The sequence below is a fragment of the Shewanella yunxiaonensis genome, assembly GCF_018223345.1.
Classification (GTDB): Bacteria; Pseudomonadota; Gammaproteobacteria; order Enterobacterales; family Shewanellaceae; genus Shewanella; species Shewanella yunxiaonensis.
In genome coordinates this window covers 638,938-653,562 of record NZ_CP073587.1, presented here as the reverse complement: position 1 = coordinate 653,562, position 14,625 = coordinate 638,938, and the positions used below count along the sequence as shown (strand labels likewise).

The 14,625-nt window shown below is 48.5% G+C and carries 24 protein-coding genes and 2 other RNA genes; 23 read left to right on the top strand and 3 right to left on the bottom strand.

Annotated features, from left to right (window positions below; translation table 11 throughout):
- Window positions 1-46: 46 nt before the first annotated feature.
- Entirely contained in the window at window positions 47-1,876 is a 1,830-nt protein-coding gene (locus KDN34_RS03115; RefSeq protein ID WP_212595479.1) for an ABC transporter transmembrane domain-containing protein, read from the bottom strand.
- A gap of 107 nt (window positions 1,877-1,983) precedes the next feature.
- Between KDN34_RS03115 and KDN34_RS03110 the strand changes: the two genes are divergently transcribed.
- Window positions 1,984-2,313 (top strand): DUF2956 domain-containing protein, encoded by a 330-nt coding sequence (locus KDN34_RS03110; RefSeq protein ID WP_228730407.1) that lies wholly within the window; start codon window positions 1,984-1,986, stop codon window positions 2,311-2,313.
- Here the strand turns inward: KDN34_RS03110 and KDN34_RS03105 are convergent.
- Window positions 2,310-2,618: a winged helix-turn-helix domain-containing protein gene (locus KDN34_RS03105; protein WP_212595478.1), complete on the bottom strand. Its 309-nt coding sequence runs from the start codon at window positions 2,616-2,618 to the stop codon at window positions 2,310-2,312. The genes KDN34_RS03110 and KDN34_RS03105 overlap by 4 nt on opposite strands.
- 274 nt (window positions 2,619-2,892) lie before the next feature.
- Window positions 2,893-3,657: an XRE family transcriptional regulator gene (locus tag KDN34_RS03100; protein ID WP_212595477.1), complete on the bottom strand. Its 765-nt coding sequence runs from the start codon at window positions 3,655-3,657 to the stop codon at window positions 2,893-2,895.
- Between the two features lie 132 nt (window positions 3,658-3,789).
- On the opposite strand from KDN34_RS03100, the gene KDN34_RS03095 reads away from it, so the two are divergent.
- From KDN34_RS03095 to KDN34_RS02990, 22 genes are all read left to right on the top strand, one after another.
- Window positions 3,790-4,131, top strand: a complete 342-nt coding sequence (locus tag KDN34_RS03095; RefSeq protein WP_228730406.1) for a helix-turn-helix domain-containing protein — start codon at window positions 3,790-3,792, stop codon at window positions 4,129-4,131.
- A gap of 117 nt (window positions 4,132-4,248) precedes the next feature.
- Window positions 4,249-4,734, top strand: coding sequence for a MerR family transcriptional regulator (locus KDN34_RS03090; protein WP_212595476.1), 486 nt, complete (start codon window positions 4,249-4,251; stop codon window positions 4,732-4,734).
- On the top strand, window positions 4,727-6,730 hold the full coding sequence (locus tag KDN34_RS03085; RefSeq protein ID WP_228730405.1) for a transposase domain-containing protein: 2,004 nt from the start codon (window positions 4,727-4,729) through the stop codon (window positions 6,728-6,730). The genes KDN34_RS03090 and KDN34_RS03085 overlap by 8 nt, the downstream gene beginning before the upstream one ends.
- A gap of 12 nt (window positions 6,731-6,742) precedes the next feature.
- Entirely contained in the window at window positions 6,743-7,687 is a 945-nt protein-coding gene (locus KDN34_RS03080; RefSeq protein WP_212595475.1) for an AAA family ATPase, read from the top strand.
- A complete protein-coding gene (locus KDN34_RS03075; protein WP_212595474.1) occupies window positions 7,680-7,904 on the top strand; it encodes a hypothetical protein in 225 nt (74 codons plus the stop codon). Before KDN34_RS03080 ends, KDN34_RS03075 begins: the two co-directional genes overlap by 8 nt.
- A complete protein-coding gene (locus tag KDN34_RS03070) occupies window positions 7,901-8,116 on the top strand; it encodes a hypothetical protein (RefSeq protein ID WP_212595473.1) in 216 nt (71 codons plus the stop codon). The genes KDN34_RS03075 and KDN34_RS03070 overlap by 4 nt, the downstream gene beginning before the upstream one ends.
- A 14-nt stretch (window positions 8,117-8,130) precedes the next feature.
- Window positions 8,131-8,745 (top strand): DUF3164 family protein, encoded by a 615-nt coding sequence (locus KDN34_RS03065; RefSeq protein WP_228730404.1) that lies wholly within the window; start codon window positions 8,131-8,133, stop codon window positions 8,743-8,745.
- 14 nt (window positions 8,746-8,759) lie between these two features.
- A complete protein-coding gene (locus tag KDN34_RS03060; protein WP_212595471.1) occupies window positions 8,760-9,011 on the top strand; it encodes an ANR family transcriptional regulator in 252 nt (83 codons plus the stop codon).
- Window positions 9,011-9,364 (top strand): hypothetical protein, encoded by a 354-nt coding sequence (locus tag KDN34_RS03055; protein ID WP_212595470.1) that lies wholly within the window; start codon window positions 9,011-9,013, stop codon window positions 9,362-9,364. Before KDN34_RS03060 ends, KDN34_RS03055 begins: the two co-directional genes overlap by 1 nt.
- A gap of 1 nt (window position 9,365) precedes the next feature.
- Entirely contained in the window at window positions 9,366-9,662 is a 297-nt protein-coding gene (locus KDN34_RS03050) for a hypothetical protein (protein WP_212595469.1), read from the top strand.
- Window positions 9,661-9,739: hammerhead ribozyme type II (locus tag KDN34_RS03045), an RNA gene on the top strand. Before KDN34_RS03050 ends, KDN34_RS03045 begins: the two co-directional genes overlap by 2 nt.
- Before the next feature lie 6 nt (window positions 9,740-9,745).
- Window positions 9,746-10,204: a hypothetical protein gene (locus tag KDN34_RS03040; protein ID WP_212595468.1), complete on the top strand. Its 459-nt coding sequence runs from the start codon at window positions 9,746-9,748 to the stop codon at window positions 10,202-10,204.
- Window positions 10,205-10,412: 208 nt separating this feature from the next.
- An RNA gene (locus KDN34_RS03035) (hammerhead ribozyme type II) lies at window positions 10,413-10,474 on the top strand.
- 38 nt (window positions 10,475-10,512) lie between these two features.
- Complete coding sequence (locus KDN34_RS03030) at window positions 10,513-10,710, top strand: hypothetical protein (RefSeq protein WP_212595467.1); 198 nt, start codon at window positions 10,513-10,515, stop codon at window positions 10,708-10,710.
- The gene (locus tag KDN34_RS03025; RefSeq protein ID WP_212595466.1) at window positions 10,707-11,270 is read left to right on the top strand and encodes a gp16 family protein; all 564 of its coding nucleotides are present in this window, start codon (window positions 10,707-10,709) and stop codon (window positions 11,268-11,270) included. The genes KDN34_RS03030 and KDN34_RS03025 overlap by 4 nt, the downstream gene beginning before the upstream one ends.
- A gap of 6 nt (window positions 11,271-11,276) precedes the next feature.
- Window positions 11,277-11,813 (top strand): hypothetical protein, encoded by a 537-nt coding sequence (locus tag KDN34_RS03020; protein ID WP_212595465.1) that lies wholly within the window; start codon window positions 11,277-11,279, stop codon window positions 11,811-11,813.
- Window positions 11,806-12,255: a Mor transcription activator family protein gene (locus KDN34_RS03015; protein WP_212595464.1), complete on the top strand. Its 450-nt coding sequence runs from the start codon at window positions 11,806-11,808 to the stop codon at window positions 12,253-12,255. The genes KDN34_RS03020 and KDN34_RS03015 overlap by 8 nt, the downstream gene beginning before the upstream one ends.
- Window positions 12,256-12,316: 61 nt before the next feature.
- The gene (locus KDN34_RS03010; RefSeq protein ID WP_212595463.1) at window positions 12,317-12,883 is read left to right on the top strand and encodes a hypothetical protein; all 567 of its coding nucleotides are present in this window, start codon (window positions 12,317-12,319) and stop codon (window positions 12,881-12,883) included.
- Between the two features lie 75 nt (window positions 12,884-12,958).
- The gene (locus KDN34_RS03005; protein ID WP_212595462.1) at window positions 12,959-13,282 is read left to right on the top strand and encodes a hypothetical protein; all 324 of its coding nucleotides are present in this window, start codon (window positions 12,959-12,961) and stop codon (window positions 13,280-13,282) included.
- Window positions 13,275-13,784, top strand: a complete 510-nt coding sequence (locus tag KDN34_RS03000; protein ID WP_212595461.1) for a lysozyme — start codon at window positions 13,275-13,277, stop codon at window positions 13,782-13,784. Before KDN34_RS03005 ends, KDN34_RS03000 begins: the two co-directional genes overlap by 8 nt.
- Complete coding sequence (locus KDN34_RS02995; protein ID WP_212595460.1) at window positions 13,781-14,386, top strand: ATP synthase subunit B family protein; 606 nt, start codon at window positions 13,781-13,783, stop codon at window positions 14,384-14,386. The genes KDN34_RS03000 and KDN34_RS02995 overlap by 4 nt, the downstream gene beginning before the upstream one ends.
- A gap of 71 nt (window positions 14,387-14,457) precedes the next feature.
- The gene (locus KDN34_RS02990; RefSeq protein ID WP_212595459.1) at window positions 14,458-14,625 is read left to right on the top strand and encodes a hypothetical protein; all 168 of its coding nucleotides are present in this window, start codon (window positions 14,458-14,460) and stop codon (window positions 14,623-14,625) included.

Genomic DNA, 14,625 nt, shown 5'->3' with positions numbered 1-14,625 from the left:
TACGCAAACAGCAAAATAACTCACCCGATGACTTGGCCAACCGCCATTACTGCAGTATCGAGGGAGTACCAACGGCCTCGGGGGCCAGCAATTGCAGAGTGGCAAATTCTCGATATAACGGGCTTTGTTCCAACAGTTGCGGGTGAGTCCCACTGGCAACTAGCTGCCCTTTCTCAAACACCAAAATGCGATCCGCGTTTAATACCGTCGCTAACCGATGCGCAATCACTAAGGTGGTGCGCCCGGCCATCAGTCGGTCTAAGGCCTTTTTCACCATCACTTCACTGACCGCATCCAAGGCACTGGTGGCTTCATCCAGCAACAACAAAGGCCGATCTGCCAGGATTGCACGGGCAATAGAGATCCGTTGTTTCTGACCGCCAGACAAGCGCATTCCGCGCTCTCCCAGATATGTGTGGTAGCCATCGGCAAATTCACGGATAAATTCATCAGCATGGGCGGCTTCGCATGCGGCAATGACTTCAGCCTCACTGGCTTGTGGACGTCCATAACGCACATTTTCCAGCACGCTGTCCGCAAAGATCACCGACTCCTGAGGAACCAGCGCAAACTGGGCACGCAACTGTGTTAGCGAGACTTTTGAAATATCCACACCGTCCAGGGTTATAAACCCCGATGTGGGCAGGTAAAAACGTTGCAGCAACTGAAACAGGGTGGTTTTACCGGCACCACTTGGGCCCACTAAGGCGACGCGCTCTCCCGGTTTCACCGTAAAATTCAGTTGCTTCAACACTGGATCTCCCGCCTGATATGCAAATTGCAGATCGTGAGCGGCCAATTCCCCGCTAAGTGGTTGTGGTAAGGGTAGCGGACTGAGCGGCTCCTCAATCGTGACCGGAGTATTAGCCAGCTCTAACAACCGCTCCGTCGCCCCGACGGCACGTTGGATATCGCCCACAACCTCACTGATAGTCGCCACCGCGCCTGCCACCATCACAGCGTAAAACATGAAAGCAGAGAGTTGTCCGGCAGAAATCCGTCCCTGCATGACATCATGCGCCCCCACCCAGGTAACAAAGACAATGGCAGCGATACTCAGTAACATCACGCCAGAGATCAGCAGTGCCCGATAATAAATCCGGCCACTGGCCGCTTTTAACACTTCAGCCAAATGCTGGTCAAAACGCACTTTATCGCTGGGTTCATGCCCATACGATTGCACGGTATGGATCTCGTGCAAGGTTTCATCCACAAAGGCACCTAAATCCGCAACCTTGTCCTGACTGCTACGAGCCAGCCGCCTAACTTTTCGTCCGAGCACACCAACCGGCACTAATACCAACGGCACGGCCAGCAATACCAAGGCGGTCAGCTTCCAACTGGTCACGCCCATCATTACCAGCCCCCCAATCACAGTGACAGATGAACGCAATGCCATCGACAAACTGGAGCCGACAACGGTCTGCAATAAGGTGGTGTCGGCGGTAAAGCGAGAAATCACCTCACCGGTGCGCAATCTGGCAAAGAAATCGCGGCTTTGTGACAACAGCTGTTGATAGACTAAACGACGGATATCATTGCTGACTTTTTCGCCGAGCCAGGTCATCAGATAAAAACGGCAAAAGACTGCGGAGGCGCTTACAGCGGTAATCGCCAAAATAAACAGAATAATTTGGTTGAGTCGTTGTGGATTTCCGGCAGCAAAGCCCTGATCCACCATCAGCCGCACCCCCTGCCCTAATGACAGCCAGGCTAACGAGCCGATAAGCAAACATACCAAGGCCGCGATGACACGCCAACGATAAGGCTTAAGGAAACTAAAAATCCACGGCAGCACCTTGGCAGATGCCGCACTATTGCTTAGGACTGTGGCATCATCGCTGCCAGAATATTGTTGGTCGGACAAACTACTCATCCCGCTGATAAATCCTGAGATGATTGTCGCGGTAATTTGCGCTGGCGTCCAGCAAGACGGCAGAATGGCAGTATAATGACGAGCAACGCCAAACTTATGGAGTGGTTATGCCCACTAAAATGCCTATTTCGGTTGAAACGCAGGAACAAGCACTGCAGATTGCGCGCGCGACGCAGAAGCCTGGTCAAACTAAAGAACAGACCAAGCTGATTGCTCAAGGCATAGAAAAAGGGATCGCTGAATATAAAAAGCAGCAAAAAGCCAAGGCCAGAGAACGCGACAGATTAGCCAAAAAACTGCGCGCCAATAAAACAGCACTAGCCGATGACGACATCGCGGAAGTTACCGAAATAGCTCCGTCCACTGTCCGCGTGTGGCTACCTTGGGCATTACTGTTATTAAGTTGGCTGATTTTCGCTGCCAGTTGGCTGTTTTAAGCTTTAGGCAACTGTAATATCGACTCGATCTGAACTAAATGAGTCCCCACCCAGGCGCTGTTAACCGGTCCCCAGGTTTTGATGTGATAGTGGCCGGCGTTGTTGCGCCCGCCATCCTGTACAAATTCCACCGCAATACCAATATCACCAAATGCGGCAATAGCGTCCTGCAGCGTGCGTCGAGGCATCCCGGTTTGTTTCTGCAATGACAACAGGTTGTGCTGCTGATCATCGATAAGATGAGCCAGATAAAGTTTTCGCAAAAATGCTATTTGTTGTTTGGTGACATGCTCAGACTGCAACATACACTTGATCCGCTGTATAGGGTCTAAAATGTTGATAAATGAATAAAGAAACCGGGAACAACCGAAAAAAGCTTGAAATTAACGAGATCGGATTCTGGGAAAACGCCAATATATCAAGGGTTGTAGGTGATATTACCTTAGCCTGGTTAAGTTGAAAAACAGGCAACAGCAAAAAAATAAGATTTGAGAAATGAGGCGCAGCCATTGAGGTTTGCGCCTCTTGTTTTGATAACTGCGCACTTTCATCAACCACCGTTTAAATGGTCTTTAAATTTTAGTCCCCGATATCTTTCGATATGTGAACGACCTGCCCCACAATCTCAAACTGATTCTGTTCCGTCATTGGTATTTCAATAGGCGGATACAGTTTGTTTTCACTCAGTAGTAGCCACGCACCAGGCTTAACCTGAATGCGTTTTACCCACACCTGGTCGCCATTCCTAATTACATAGATGTTGCCATCTGTTGGCTGCTTGCGTCCGGTATGAACCACCAGCGTGCTTTTATTCGGTATGGTTGGCTCCATGCTGTCACCATTAGCCATAACCACTGCCAGATCCTGCTCATCAAAGCCGCGCATCGTCAGCCATCTACGGCGAAACGCCAGGTGTTTATCTGAATGTTCTTCACCAACAAAACTACCATTCCCCGCAGAGACAGAAACTTGGTAAACAGGTATTAGTGCATATTCATGTTTAAAATTTCCATCTTGGTGGAAATCTTCTTTAACAGTACTTGACTCTTCTTTTCTATAACGATAAGTATTTGGAGGAATATCTATTTCGCCAAAATAGCCAGTACCATCTTGGTACATAGGTCCTTCACCGGTAGTTAACCATCTAAGTGAAACACCAGAAGCCTCAGCAATTGCATAAAGTCTTTCTAGATTAGGAGTCGATTCGCCAACCGAATATTTCCTTATTGCTGTTTCGGATAAGGAACATTTGTTAGCAAATGCTCGATAGCTTTGGTCTCCAATCAACTCATTTAAGCGGATTCGGAAACTTTCAACTTGTTCTTTCAAAGTTGAAACACTCATTCAAGTTTATATCCATTTTGTTTAGTTAAATGTAACTTCTTGAAAATACTTATAATTAAATTTTAAATGAGTGGATCGCATTAAAATTACAACTTGAAAGCATTTTTTTGAGTTGACCATCATTTCAAAAAGATGGATATTAGTCGTGTATTTTACTCTCTCATTTCAAATGAACGACTAATAAACGAGGCCAAAAAAATGCGCAAGAACCACTCACGCATAAAGAGTGACTGGCACAGACAAGACATTCTTGCCGAAGTCAGAAAAGCCTGCGGGTCACTCACTAACTTATCAAAATCTAACGGACTGGCATCTAACACGCTCCAAAATGCATTAGATAGAAAATGGCCAAAAGGCGAGCAAATCATCGCCGATGCTATTGGTGTTGATCCTGCTGAAATTTGGCCTAGCCGTTACGCGGAAGAGTTTAGCACATCTACTAATGGCGATGCACTGCAGCAGGCTGTTGCATGAATCCTTCATCTCAAATCTCCATCAATCTGACTGATCCAAATAGTAGACATGCGATCGCTATCCGCACAGGGGCACGATCCGCTTTTATTTGGAAAGGCCAAGATAGGGGCTGATCCAATGACAAGAATAAACTGGAAAAAGGTCACCGCAAACTCTTTACGACATGCTATGGAGCTTTGCCTTGAGCATGCAAAAGAACGTAAAAATTTGTCAGTTGACCGCGTAGCAGATCTTATGGGGCTGCCAAATAAGTGGACCATTTACAAATGGCTTGAAAATGGTCGCATGCCTGCGGTGTTAATCCGCTCATTTGAACACGCCTGTGGCATCGATTTGATGACACGCTATATCGCGTCATCAGCGGGGATGTTGGTGATTGATATTCCTGCCGGGAAAGCTGCTGATCATAAAGAGATCAACGAGCTGCAATCAGGGTTCGCTGAGGCAATAGGTTTACTCATTAAATTTTATGCAGGCAATGCTGAGGCTGACGAAACCATTGGTGCGCTTAGCAATGTTATGGGGGGTTTAGCCTGGCATCGTCAGAACGTAGCAAAATCAGGAACGCCTGAACTGGAGTTGTTCGGAGGCGATAATGATTGATGTAAAGGAATACTACACAACAACTGAAATTGCTGGTTTACCTGATTGCCCAACAACACCACAAGGTACAGCTCTTCGTGCTACTAAAGAAAACTGGACTTACCGCAAGCGCGATGGTCGTGGTGGAGGTCGTGAATATCACATCAACAGCTTACCCCCTGCAGCTCGCGCAGCCCTATTAGTTCGCCAGGGCAAGCTTGAGTTCGACGGCAAGTTGCTTAACCTTCCTAAACCCGCACAACCACGTTATGACCGCGATGCGTTATGGGCGCTTTGGGAACGCGCAGGTAACAATGCTCAGGCCAAAGCACAGCGCAAAGTTACCTATGTTCGCGCCTTTCATGCACTCGTGGAAACGGGATTCGGCAAGATGGATGCCTATGCTCATGTTTGCCGTGAATTTGATGTAGCCAAAGCCACCCTTATTCGGGATGTTCTGAAAGTTGAGGGCTACGATCCAGCAGACTGGTTGCCACAACTGCTGACCAAAAACAAAATTCTTGCAATGAACGCAGCAGAAAGCCGCCGCGCAGAGATTGATGAACAGGCTTGGGAATGCTTCAAGGCGGACTACCTTCGACTGGATCAACCTTCATTTAAGGCATGTTATTACCGTCTTAAAGATGCTGCAAAAGCAAAGGGTTGGTCTGTACCCTCAGTTAAAAGTCTTGAGCGCCGTTTTAAAGCCGAAATTCCACACGAACAACAAGTGCTGCTGCGTCAAGGCGAGCATGCTTTGATGAAACTTTATCCATCGCAAACCCGTACCGTTGAGGATATTGAGGCTATGCAATGGATCAACGGTGACGGGTACCTACATAACGTATTTGTGCGCTGGTACAACGGCGATATTGTGCGTCCTAAAACGTGGTTTTGGCAGGACATCCGCAGTAGAAAAATCATCGGCTGGCGCACAGGTATTAGTGAAAATACCGACACTATTCGCCTCAGCCTGATGGATGTAGTTCGTGAATATGGCATCCCCCGCGACATTACCATCGATAACACCCGAGCAGCAGCCAACAAGTGGCTGACTGGCGGTGTACCTAACCGCTACCGCTTCAAGGTAAAGCCCGATGATCCGCTGGGTTTGATACCCATGATGGGCATCAAACTGCATTGGTCATCAGTGCAATTTGGTAAAGGCCACGGTCAGGCAAAGCCGATAGAACGCGCCTTTGGTGTGGGTGGTTTAAACGAATTTGTCGATAAACACCCAGCGTTTACTGGTGCCTACACTGGCCCAAATCCAATGGCTAAACCTGAAAACTACGGCAGCAGGGCTATTCCTGTTGAGAAGTTTATGGAGGTATTAGCTGATGGTATACGGCAATACAACCAACGAGAGAAGCGCCAAACCGAGGTATGTCGTGGGGTGTTGAGCTTCGATGAAGCTTTTAACAATAGCTATGCCAATGCTGTAGTCCGTAAGCCTAACGCAGAACAGATCCGCATGCTGATGTTGAGTTCCGAGGCTGTACGCGTAGATCGCAATGGATGCGTGTCCACTGAGGCCAGTGGCAGCATCAGAGGTCGAACAAATCTCTACCACTGTGATGCGTTATTCCAATATATCGGCAAAAAAGTGGTGGTGCGTTTTGACCCAGACAACCTGCATACCAGTGTCGTCTGTTATGAGCTGCAGGGTTTATTGATCGGCGAGGCAGAATGCATCAGTGGTGCAGGTTTCGGCGATACCGATGCTGCACGTGAACACGACCGCCATCGTAAGGGAAAAGTCAAAGCCCAAAAAATTGCCGCAAAAAAACAGCTACAGATGGATGCCATCGAGGCTGCTGAACTTATGCGCCAAATCTCACCCGATACCCCAACTACTCCAGCCCCTGCAGCTTCTGAAATGGTGCACCTGCGCCATGGCAATACCGTGCGCAAAGTCATGGCCACCACCGAAGCTGCGCCAGCGCTGGATATTGAAACCGATTTTGCTGCAGGAGTAGCGGAGCTGCTCGCAGAAAAACAACGCCGTCAACTATAGGGAGAACCACCCATGTCAAATGTCGTCACAATGGAGCGTAACACCGAAATGGATCACGTAATCAATCAGTGCCAGACACTGATTGAAAGCGGCGAAATCACCCAGTCAAAACTGGCACGTGAGGTCAGCCTGTCAGCCTCGGTGATCAGCCAGTATCTGAACCGCCGGTATGATAACGGCAATCTGGAATCGGTCACCGAAAAGTTAGGTCAATGGTTGGCTATGCGCAATGCCAAGCGCCAGTCGATAGTTGCCCCTGGCTTTGTCCAAACCCAGACCGCAAAGCAGATCCTGACAGCACTGGCCTATGCCCATGCTGCCGAGGTTATCAGCGTCATTTTCGGCGCCAGCGGCGTGGGTAAAACCACCACCTGCCGCGAATACGCTCAGAGCAATAACAACTGCTGGATGATCACCGCGTCACCCAGCTGCTCAGGGATTGCCGAATGTCTGTATGAGCTGTCATTGGAACTGGGGCTCGATGCCCCCCGCCGCAAAGGTCCGTTATCTCGCCAAGTCAAACGCCGCTTAATGGGTACCAGTGGGCTAGTGATTGTAGATGAAGCCGATCACTTGGATTACCCCGCAATGGAAGAACTGCGCATCCTGCAGGAACAAACCGGAATTGGCCTAGTGCTAGTAGGCAACAACCGGGTTTATACGCAACTCACTGGTGGTCGTCGTACCGAGGACTTTGCTCGCCTGTTTTCGCGTATCGCTAAGAAGGTGGGCATTCACAAGGCTAAGCAGAACGACGTTAGTGCCATCGCTGCTGCCTGGGCTATCAACGACACCAACACCATCAAGCTGTTGCAACAGATTGCTGATCGTCCAGGAGCGCTACGCCTGTTGAATCAGACACTACGCATGGCAGCCACCATCGCCAACGGCAAAGGAACTGCGCTTAACGAGGAGTTGATCCGTGCAGCGTTTAAAGATTTGGAAGGGAATGAGTGAGGTAGGTATGTCATTCGAGGCAAAAGTTAAATGCGATGGGTTCAACTGCGGAAGGGAAAAAGAACTCAATAGCCAAGATCCATCATCTTCCGAAATTGAATATTACGCGCTGGGAGATGCTGGATGGCTGATTGATGAGAACGGGTTTGATTACTGCCCTAAGTGCGCACCAATCGTTAAAGCAGAACGTGAAGAACAGTTAGGAGAACAGTCATGAGAAGAACACGCCCCATTTTTGACATCGTTGCTGCGCTGCGCCTGCGCGGTATGCGGGTACTGAAAACCACAGAACGGGTTATCACCATTGATAACCCAAGCACTGACTTTATCAGCGCATCTGTAGAGATCGTTGAGTGTATGGATGGTAATCGCCGCCGCTTTGGGGCCTGCCAGTTTAATGGCAGCACCATCCGTTGGGAATTGAACTAAGAAGGAGAATGGCTATGACAACTAACACTATCCCTGCCGGGTACCGGCAAAACGCAAAGGGTGATCTGGTCCCGGAAGACCGTATCAAACCCCTGGATAAATTGCGCGATGAAGTCGTGCTGACTGTTGTTAAAGCAGCAAAGGAACTGCGCACCAACATGACTGACTTCAAACTGGATGCCATGTCTCAGCTGACAGATTTCGTGGATCTGTCATCCGCTGAATACGGCGTTAACTATGGCGGCAAGAAAGGCAATGTCACGCTGACCAGCTTTGATGGCCGCTATCAGATCGTGCGTGCGGTCGGAGAACACCGGGTCTTTGACGAACGTATCCAAGCTGCCAAGGCGTTGATTGATGAGTGTATTCACAACTGGAGCGGTGGCGCAGATACCCGCCTGATGGCGATGGTAGAACATGCATTCCGCGTCAATCAACAGGGCCGTATTGATGTGAATCAGGTACTGAGTTTGCGTCAGTTGGACATCGACGATCAACAGTGGCACCGGGCAATGGATGCAATTGCCGATGCTATTCAAATCACCGGAACCAGCGAGTACCTGCGTCTTTACGAACGCCAGTCAAATGGCAAATACCAACAGCTGCCACTGGATATCAGCAGCCTTTAACGGGGGAGTTAACCATGTTTAAGACCAACGCATTTCAAGAGAACCATCGCTACCTGGAGCCTGCAGCACAAGCAGCAGCGTTAGAACGTGAAGGCCATTACACGCAGGCTGCCGATTACTGGAACGTGGCACGTCAGAACGCTAACACCTTTGAGAACCAAGATTATGCACGCAACCGTGAAGCCTTCTGCCGCAACTTTGGTCGTCGCGTAGAGCTGGAAGCGTGTGCACAGAAGCTCGCCGCCGCTGCGGCTAAGGCGGCGTAATGGAACCACGTCATAACTACGCAGCTGAGGTGCTTAATGCACCTCTGGCTTCGGCCAATATCAGCGCACTGCTTGAGGATGTCAGTGCGTATGGTGACCAGGTGCGATTCAAATTACTGGTTGCTGAATTGTTTACGTTATCTGTGCTGGACCTGCATGCAGAGCTGGCACAGATGGCAGCAGCCAAGCCGGAAGTCTGTGTCGCCGCTGCAGGCTCAATGCTGCAATCGCTTGAGGGGGTTATAAGCGCGAGAGCACTGAGACAACGAGAAGTCATTTGCCGGGCTATCTCGCTGGCATGTGCCGAAGTGATTGCTGCAGATAGAACGGCTACTGAAGATGAGGATGACTGATATGGCCAAATCACGATTAAGTGGGCTTAAGGCACGGTTCTTTATCAAGACAGCTATTTGCGATGTAAGTGACGACGATGGTCGCATATATCACGTGAGCATGATTGGTGGCATTCACCCATCTGTTTTATCTCAGCAAAGCAAAAATGTTTTCGTATTTGACGTTGAAGATCTTGTGAATTTAGCAGTTGACCTTGGTGTAGATAGCGAAGCCAGCAGCGAGTTTACATTGGAGGATATCTGTACTCGTTATCTCCTCGCTCAAGGTTGTGAGGTGAAAAAAACAGAACATTCATAAGCGAAACCACCCGCTGTTATGCAGTAAGCGGGAGGGTATGCCGAGCGTGGTGGCTCGGTACTGATGAGCAGCCGGAGGGAACAATGGAACTTTCAGAAGAAGCAAAGATGCGCTATGCGCAACGAATGATAGCGCTGGCAAGCCGTGCAAGGCCTGTTGAGGAAATACCCTTTTCAGGAAAAACGGTCTACGACAGCGTCACTAAATCATACCTATGCGTTTCGCAGGTTGATGAACATACCAATGACCACGCCGCCTTGCGTGAGATCCCTGGATGGGTACTCAAAGAAGATGGTCAGTGGCAGTTCATCCCTTATCCCAATGAGAACGTGGCGCAAGGGTTGTTCCGTTGTATCCAGGCAGTATCTGACAAGATGGAATCAATCGATTTCATCTATCTGCTGATTATGACAACAGACTATATCAGCCAGCATGTTCTGAAGTCAGAAGGTCGAGTGCAGCTTGGAACATCGGTAGTAATGGAGAGTTCTGGCTTGCCTCAATCTTCAACTCAATATATGCAGCCAAAGATTGATGATTAATTGGTTGACCATTATGCAATAGGTCAACGCAGGCCATGCCAAACACCGTGTTAACGAACTTATCAGGAGATGCCTTAATAAGTTGTGCAGGTCTGTTAAGGATATCAGCCACTTGTTCTTTGATGGATTTACTCATTTTTTTGCTCGCTGTTGTGTGTGGAAACTTAACAGTGCAGCAGAAAAACGGCGGGGGCAACCCCGCCACCTTCTGCGAAACACCGTAATGGTGTCTGCATGATGTGGTGATCATGTACTGATGAGCAGCCAACTGACTATGAAATCATTCCGGGTAATAAGGAACGACGTTAATGACACGACATGCAGCAGAACTACTGGCCTATGTGATGCGCCGTTTACCCATCAAAGACCGGGATATTTCTGTGCGCCGTGAGCAAGCATCTGCCTGGCTGGATCAGCACTGCAGTGGTTGGCGTGACCATACAAAACCTAGAATTAAGCGCCGAGTCGTCATTGTCACCAAAGAAGATGAGGAGGATGAAGAATGACCCATCCCAATGCCGAAGCGCGTAAAGCGCAGCTCAAAAAACTGATCAACGTTGGCCGCAATGTGCTCGCGCTGGATGAGGATGTTTACCGCGCTATGCTGCAATCAGCCGTAGGCAAACAGTCGCTGCGTGAGATGCACTTGGGCGAGCTTGAACAAGTGATGGAACTGCTGAAAACCAAAGGCTTTAAACCGCTTTCAAAGACGATGAGAACAGGCGTTAAACGTCGTTTAAGCAAGCCCAGCGGCAGCAGTAAGAATCCAGTTGTCGACAAGATTGTGGCGGTGTGGATCAACATGGGTAAACACCTGGTGATCAACGACAGCAGTGAGACTGCGCTCGATGCCTATGTGCGCCGCATGACCACTGACCGTATTGCCAGTGTGCGCTGGCTGTCATACGACCAGGCAGATCGCGTGCTGGAATCATTAAAAAGCTGGCACCGCCGGGTGCTGGTTGAACGTATTAAAGCGCGCTCTGGCCGTGACTGTATCAACCCTGATACGGGGCGTTTATACGGTTATGACGCAGTGATTGAATCTTATGAATTTGGGATGTAATGGATTATGAAACTCTGTCGTTGTCCGGTTTGCCATAGCAGTTTGCACTTAGATGCGCTGGTGCAAGATGATGCCGCCAGGGAGTTGCTGGCAGAACTCACCAAAATGAACGCTGGCTTAGCGCGAGTGATGGTGGCTTACATTGGTCTTTTCCGTCCGGAAAAATCCGATCTCAGTTGGAACCGGGCACTCAAACTAACCACTGAAACCTTGGCCATGGCATCCAGTACTGACTTGTTACGTGAAGCATTAACCGAAACGGTGATGAAACTGCGTGCCAGTCGTACAGATGGCAAAGTCAGACCGTTGACTAATCACAACTATCTCAAGCGTGTGCTGGAATCCTATGCCGATGCCCAAGGCGTTAGCGTTACCACTGAGCGCAAACCCGATAGGTATGAACGCTCTGGCAGTGCAACATCAATACAAGACGCGCTGATGAAGCAGAAGAATATTGCAGAACATCATGCACTACTTGAACGCTTTGGTTACATAGCACCAGATCCTAAACCCATTGACGATACAGGAGGCCAACATGACTGAAGATCAGTTGGAGTTACTGCCGGATGATGCGGCAGAACTGCAGGAACTGCTTAACCGCATGCGTGAACTTGACCCGAATGAGCGCGACTACTTTATCAACGGTGTGCAGGATGAGCAGAGCCACTGGCCATCTACGCTGCAGAGTTTGTGTGCAGTGATGGAAGCCACGCTGGCTGCGAATGACATCCCCAATAATCGCCGCACGGCTGAAGAGCTGGCAATGGTGATTGGCAACTACTTCGGTGGTCGGGGTGATGTGTATCTGCCGAACGGTAGTCGCATGAAAACGGCGCTGCGTGATATTGAAATTTGGCGGCATTACAACGGCAAGAACTTGGCAGAGTTAGCCCAAGATTATGGCATGACAGAACGCCGGGTTTATATGATTGTGGCTGAGCAACGCCGTGCGATGGTCGCCAGAAAACAACGTAAGTTATTGTGATGAAAAGTTGAGCGGTGCTATAGTCCGTCACCGGACGGATAACAACATCAGGGAGAATGTGATGAAAAAATTTATTATGGCAGCTACAGCTATATTAATTACCGGATGCGCCAGTATGGCCGCAGGGATGATAGGTTATTCACCAACCTTAAAAGTAGAATCTAAGTTAGATAAGATGACTCAAACATGGACCATAAGAAGCACCCAATGGGGTAATGATGGTCATGCTTTATCCAATGACCCATCAACTATCATGGTGCAATATAAAAAAGGTCAAGATCCGGTAATAGCTTCGATAACTACTTATCTAACATTAGGTAATGCCTTTTATCCTGAATATGCTGATGATGGAAATAAGAATAAATATAAAACAGCATTAGGATGGACAAAACCAGATTGCGATAAATATGGTTGTAAATGGATATCGGCTGTAATGACGTTTATGGATTGGAACGATATAAGAATTAAAATGGCTTTAAATCCTTCCTATATATATCGCATACATGGTAATGGTTATGCAGATGCCACTATATACCCATGCCAAATGTGGGAAATACAAAATCAAATAAATAAAATCAATGGTGAAAAATCACCAGTAGAGTTTGGTGGTAAATCGTGTAACGGTTAACCCAGAAACGTTTCAAACTCACGCCAGCGCCAGCAGCCGGGACAATGACAACAAATCATTGTCCCGGTTTGTTTTATGGCGCTTATCAATACTTCAAATAGCTATCGCACGCATAACAATACTTGCAGTGCGGTAAATAAATCAGAGTTTAGCGGAGCACAAGAACGCCGTATTCAAAATCCGGTTTATCGAGACTGTGCGATGACTGGATTTAAAAATCGGCTGGCTGCAGAACTCGCCGGGAACGTACCACCAGAACCCCCGCTTTATAGCCATCACGCAACACGTCAAAGCTATTTCAATAAAGGCTGGAATGCCGTAACTAAGCTGCACATTCTCCGAGCACAAGCTGAATTGTTAGCGCAAGAAAAAGCGCAGCAGGAGGCTATGCATGGCTAACTCATTGCGCAATTTCTTAACAGGGATAGGTCTAAGTATTGGTGCTGTGACTGGTGGGGTATATATCGCTGACTTTGAGGGGTACTCAGCTCAGGCTTACTACGACATTGCTCAAAAACTTAGTGTGTGTCGTGGCCATACTGGCTCAGAAATTATCATCGGAAAAACCTATACAGAAGAAGAATGTAATGCACTGTTTGCCCGCGATATAAAAAAGGCTGACGACGCTTTGTTACTCCTTGCGCCAATACCGCTATCGAATGGAGAACATGGCGCTTATCTATCTTTTATTTTCAACCTTGGCGAAGGGAATTTCGCTACCTCTACTCTGCGTCAAAAGTTGCTGGCAGGCGACCGTGTTGGTGCTTGTTACGAGTTAACTAATGCATGCGGGAAATATGGTTGTAACGGCTGGATATATGCCCACGGTATTCAGTGGCCAGGGCTTGCTTCCCGTCGAGCAAAAGAACGTCAACTGTGTTTATCGGAGATAACCAAATGATAATTGATGACATTAAACAAAAGGCGCTCGGTATTACGACGGTGCTGTTAGGGATTCTTGCAGCGTTTCTGCTGGTGGTGTTTCTCATGACGAGTCACCAGTTGAAAACCGCACAAACAGATTTAACCAGTGCCAATGCCGATATCCAGATATTGCAGTCAGATGCCGATAAGCTCGCCAGTTCTGTCGGCGATCTCAATCGCGATAACGCCTTGCTGCTGAAAGAACGTGACGAGATTGCAGCGCTGATGCAAGCAACAGAACGCGCAAAAGCCTCATTAACGGCAGATAACGCAGCGCTTAAATCCACATTAAAACAGCTATTGGCGGAGGCGAAAGATGAGCACACAAAAGATTGGCGCGATAACACTGTGCCTGATGATGTTGTGCAGTTGCTCCAGCAAGCCGCCCATAGTGCGACCTGTGCCGGTAACCAAGACGCAGTATGTGCTGATGCCGGAGGCACTACTGCCATGGTGCCATATTACGCCGGTACCAACCGCAATCATCCCCTGCTTACAACATCCACAATCGAACTGCGTGAGCAATCCGCAGTTGGCGGCGTTGGTGATCTCACTCTACGACGATCTTGGCAAATGTAATTTGGATAATGCTGCCGCCAGAGCGTGGCAACAGCACAAGGTAGAACAACTGAATGCACAGGAGAAGTGACATGGCCATCCTATTAATCATTTTATCAGTACTTGGTTTGGCATTTGGTGTGCTTTATCTAAGGGTGACAAAACTAGAAAACCAGATCCAACAATGCCGTTCTGACATTACAACGTTGCATGGATATTGGATGAATAGCCGCTCAGGTTTTAAAACTCAGCAGAAATAG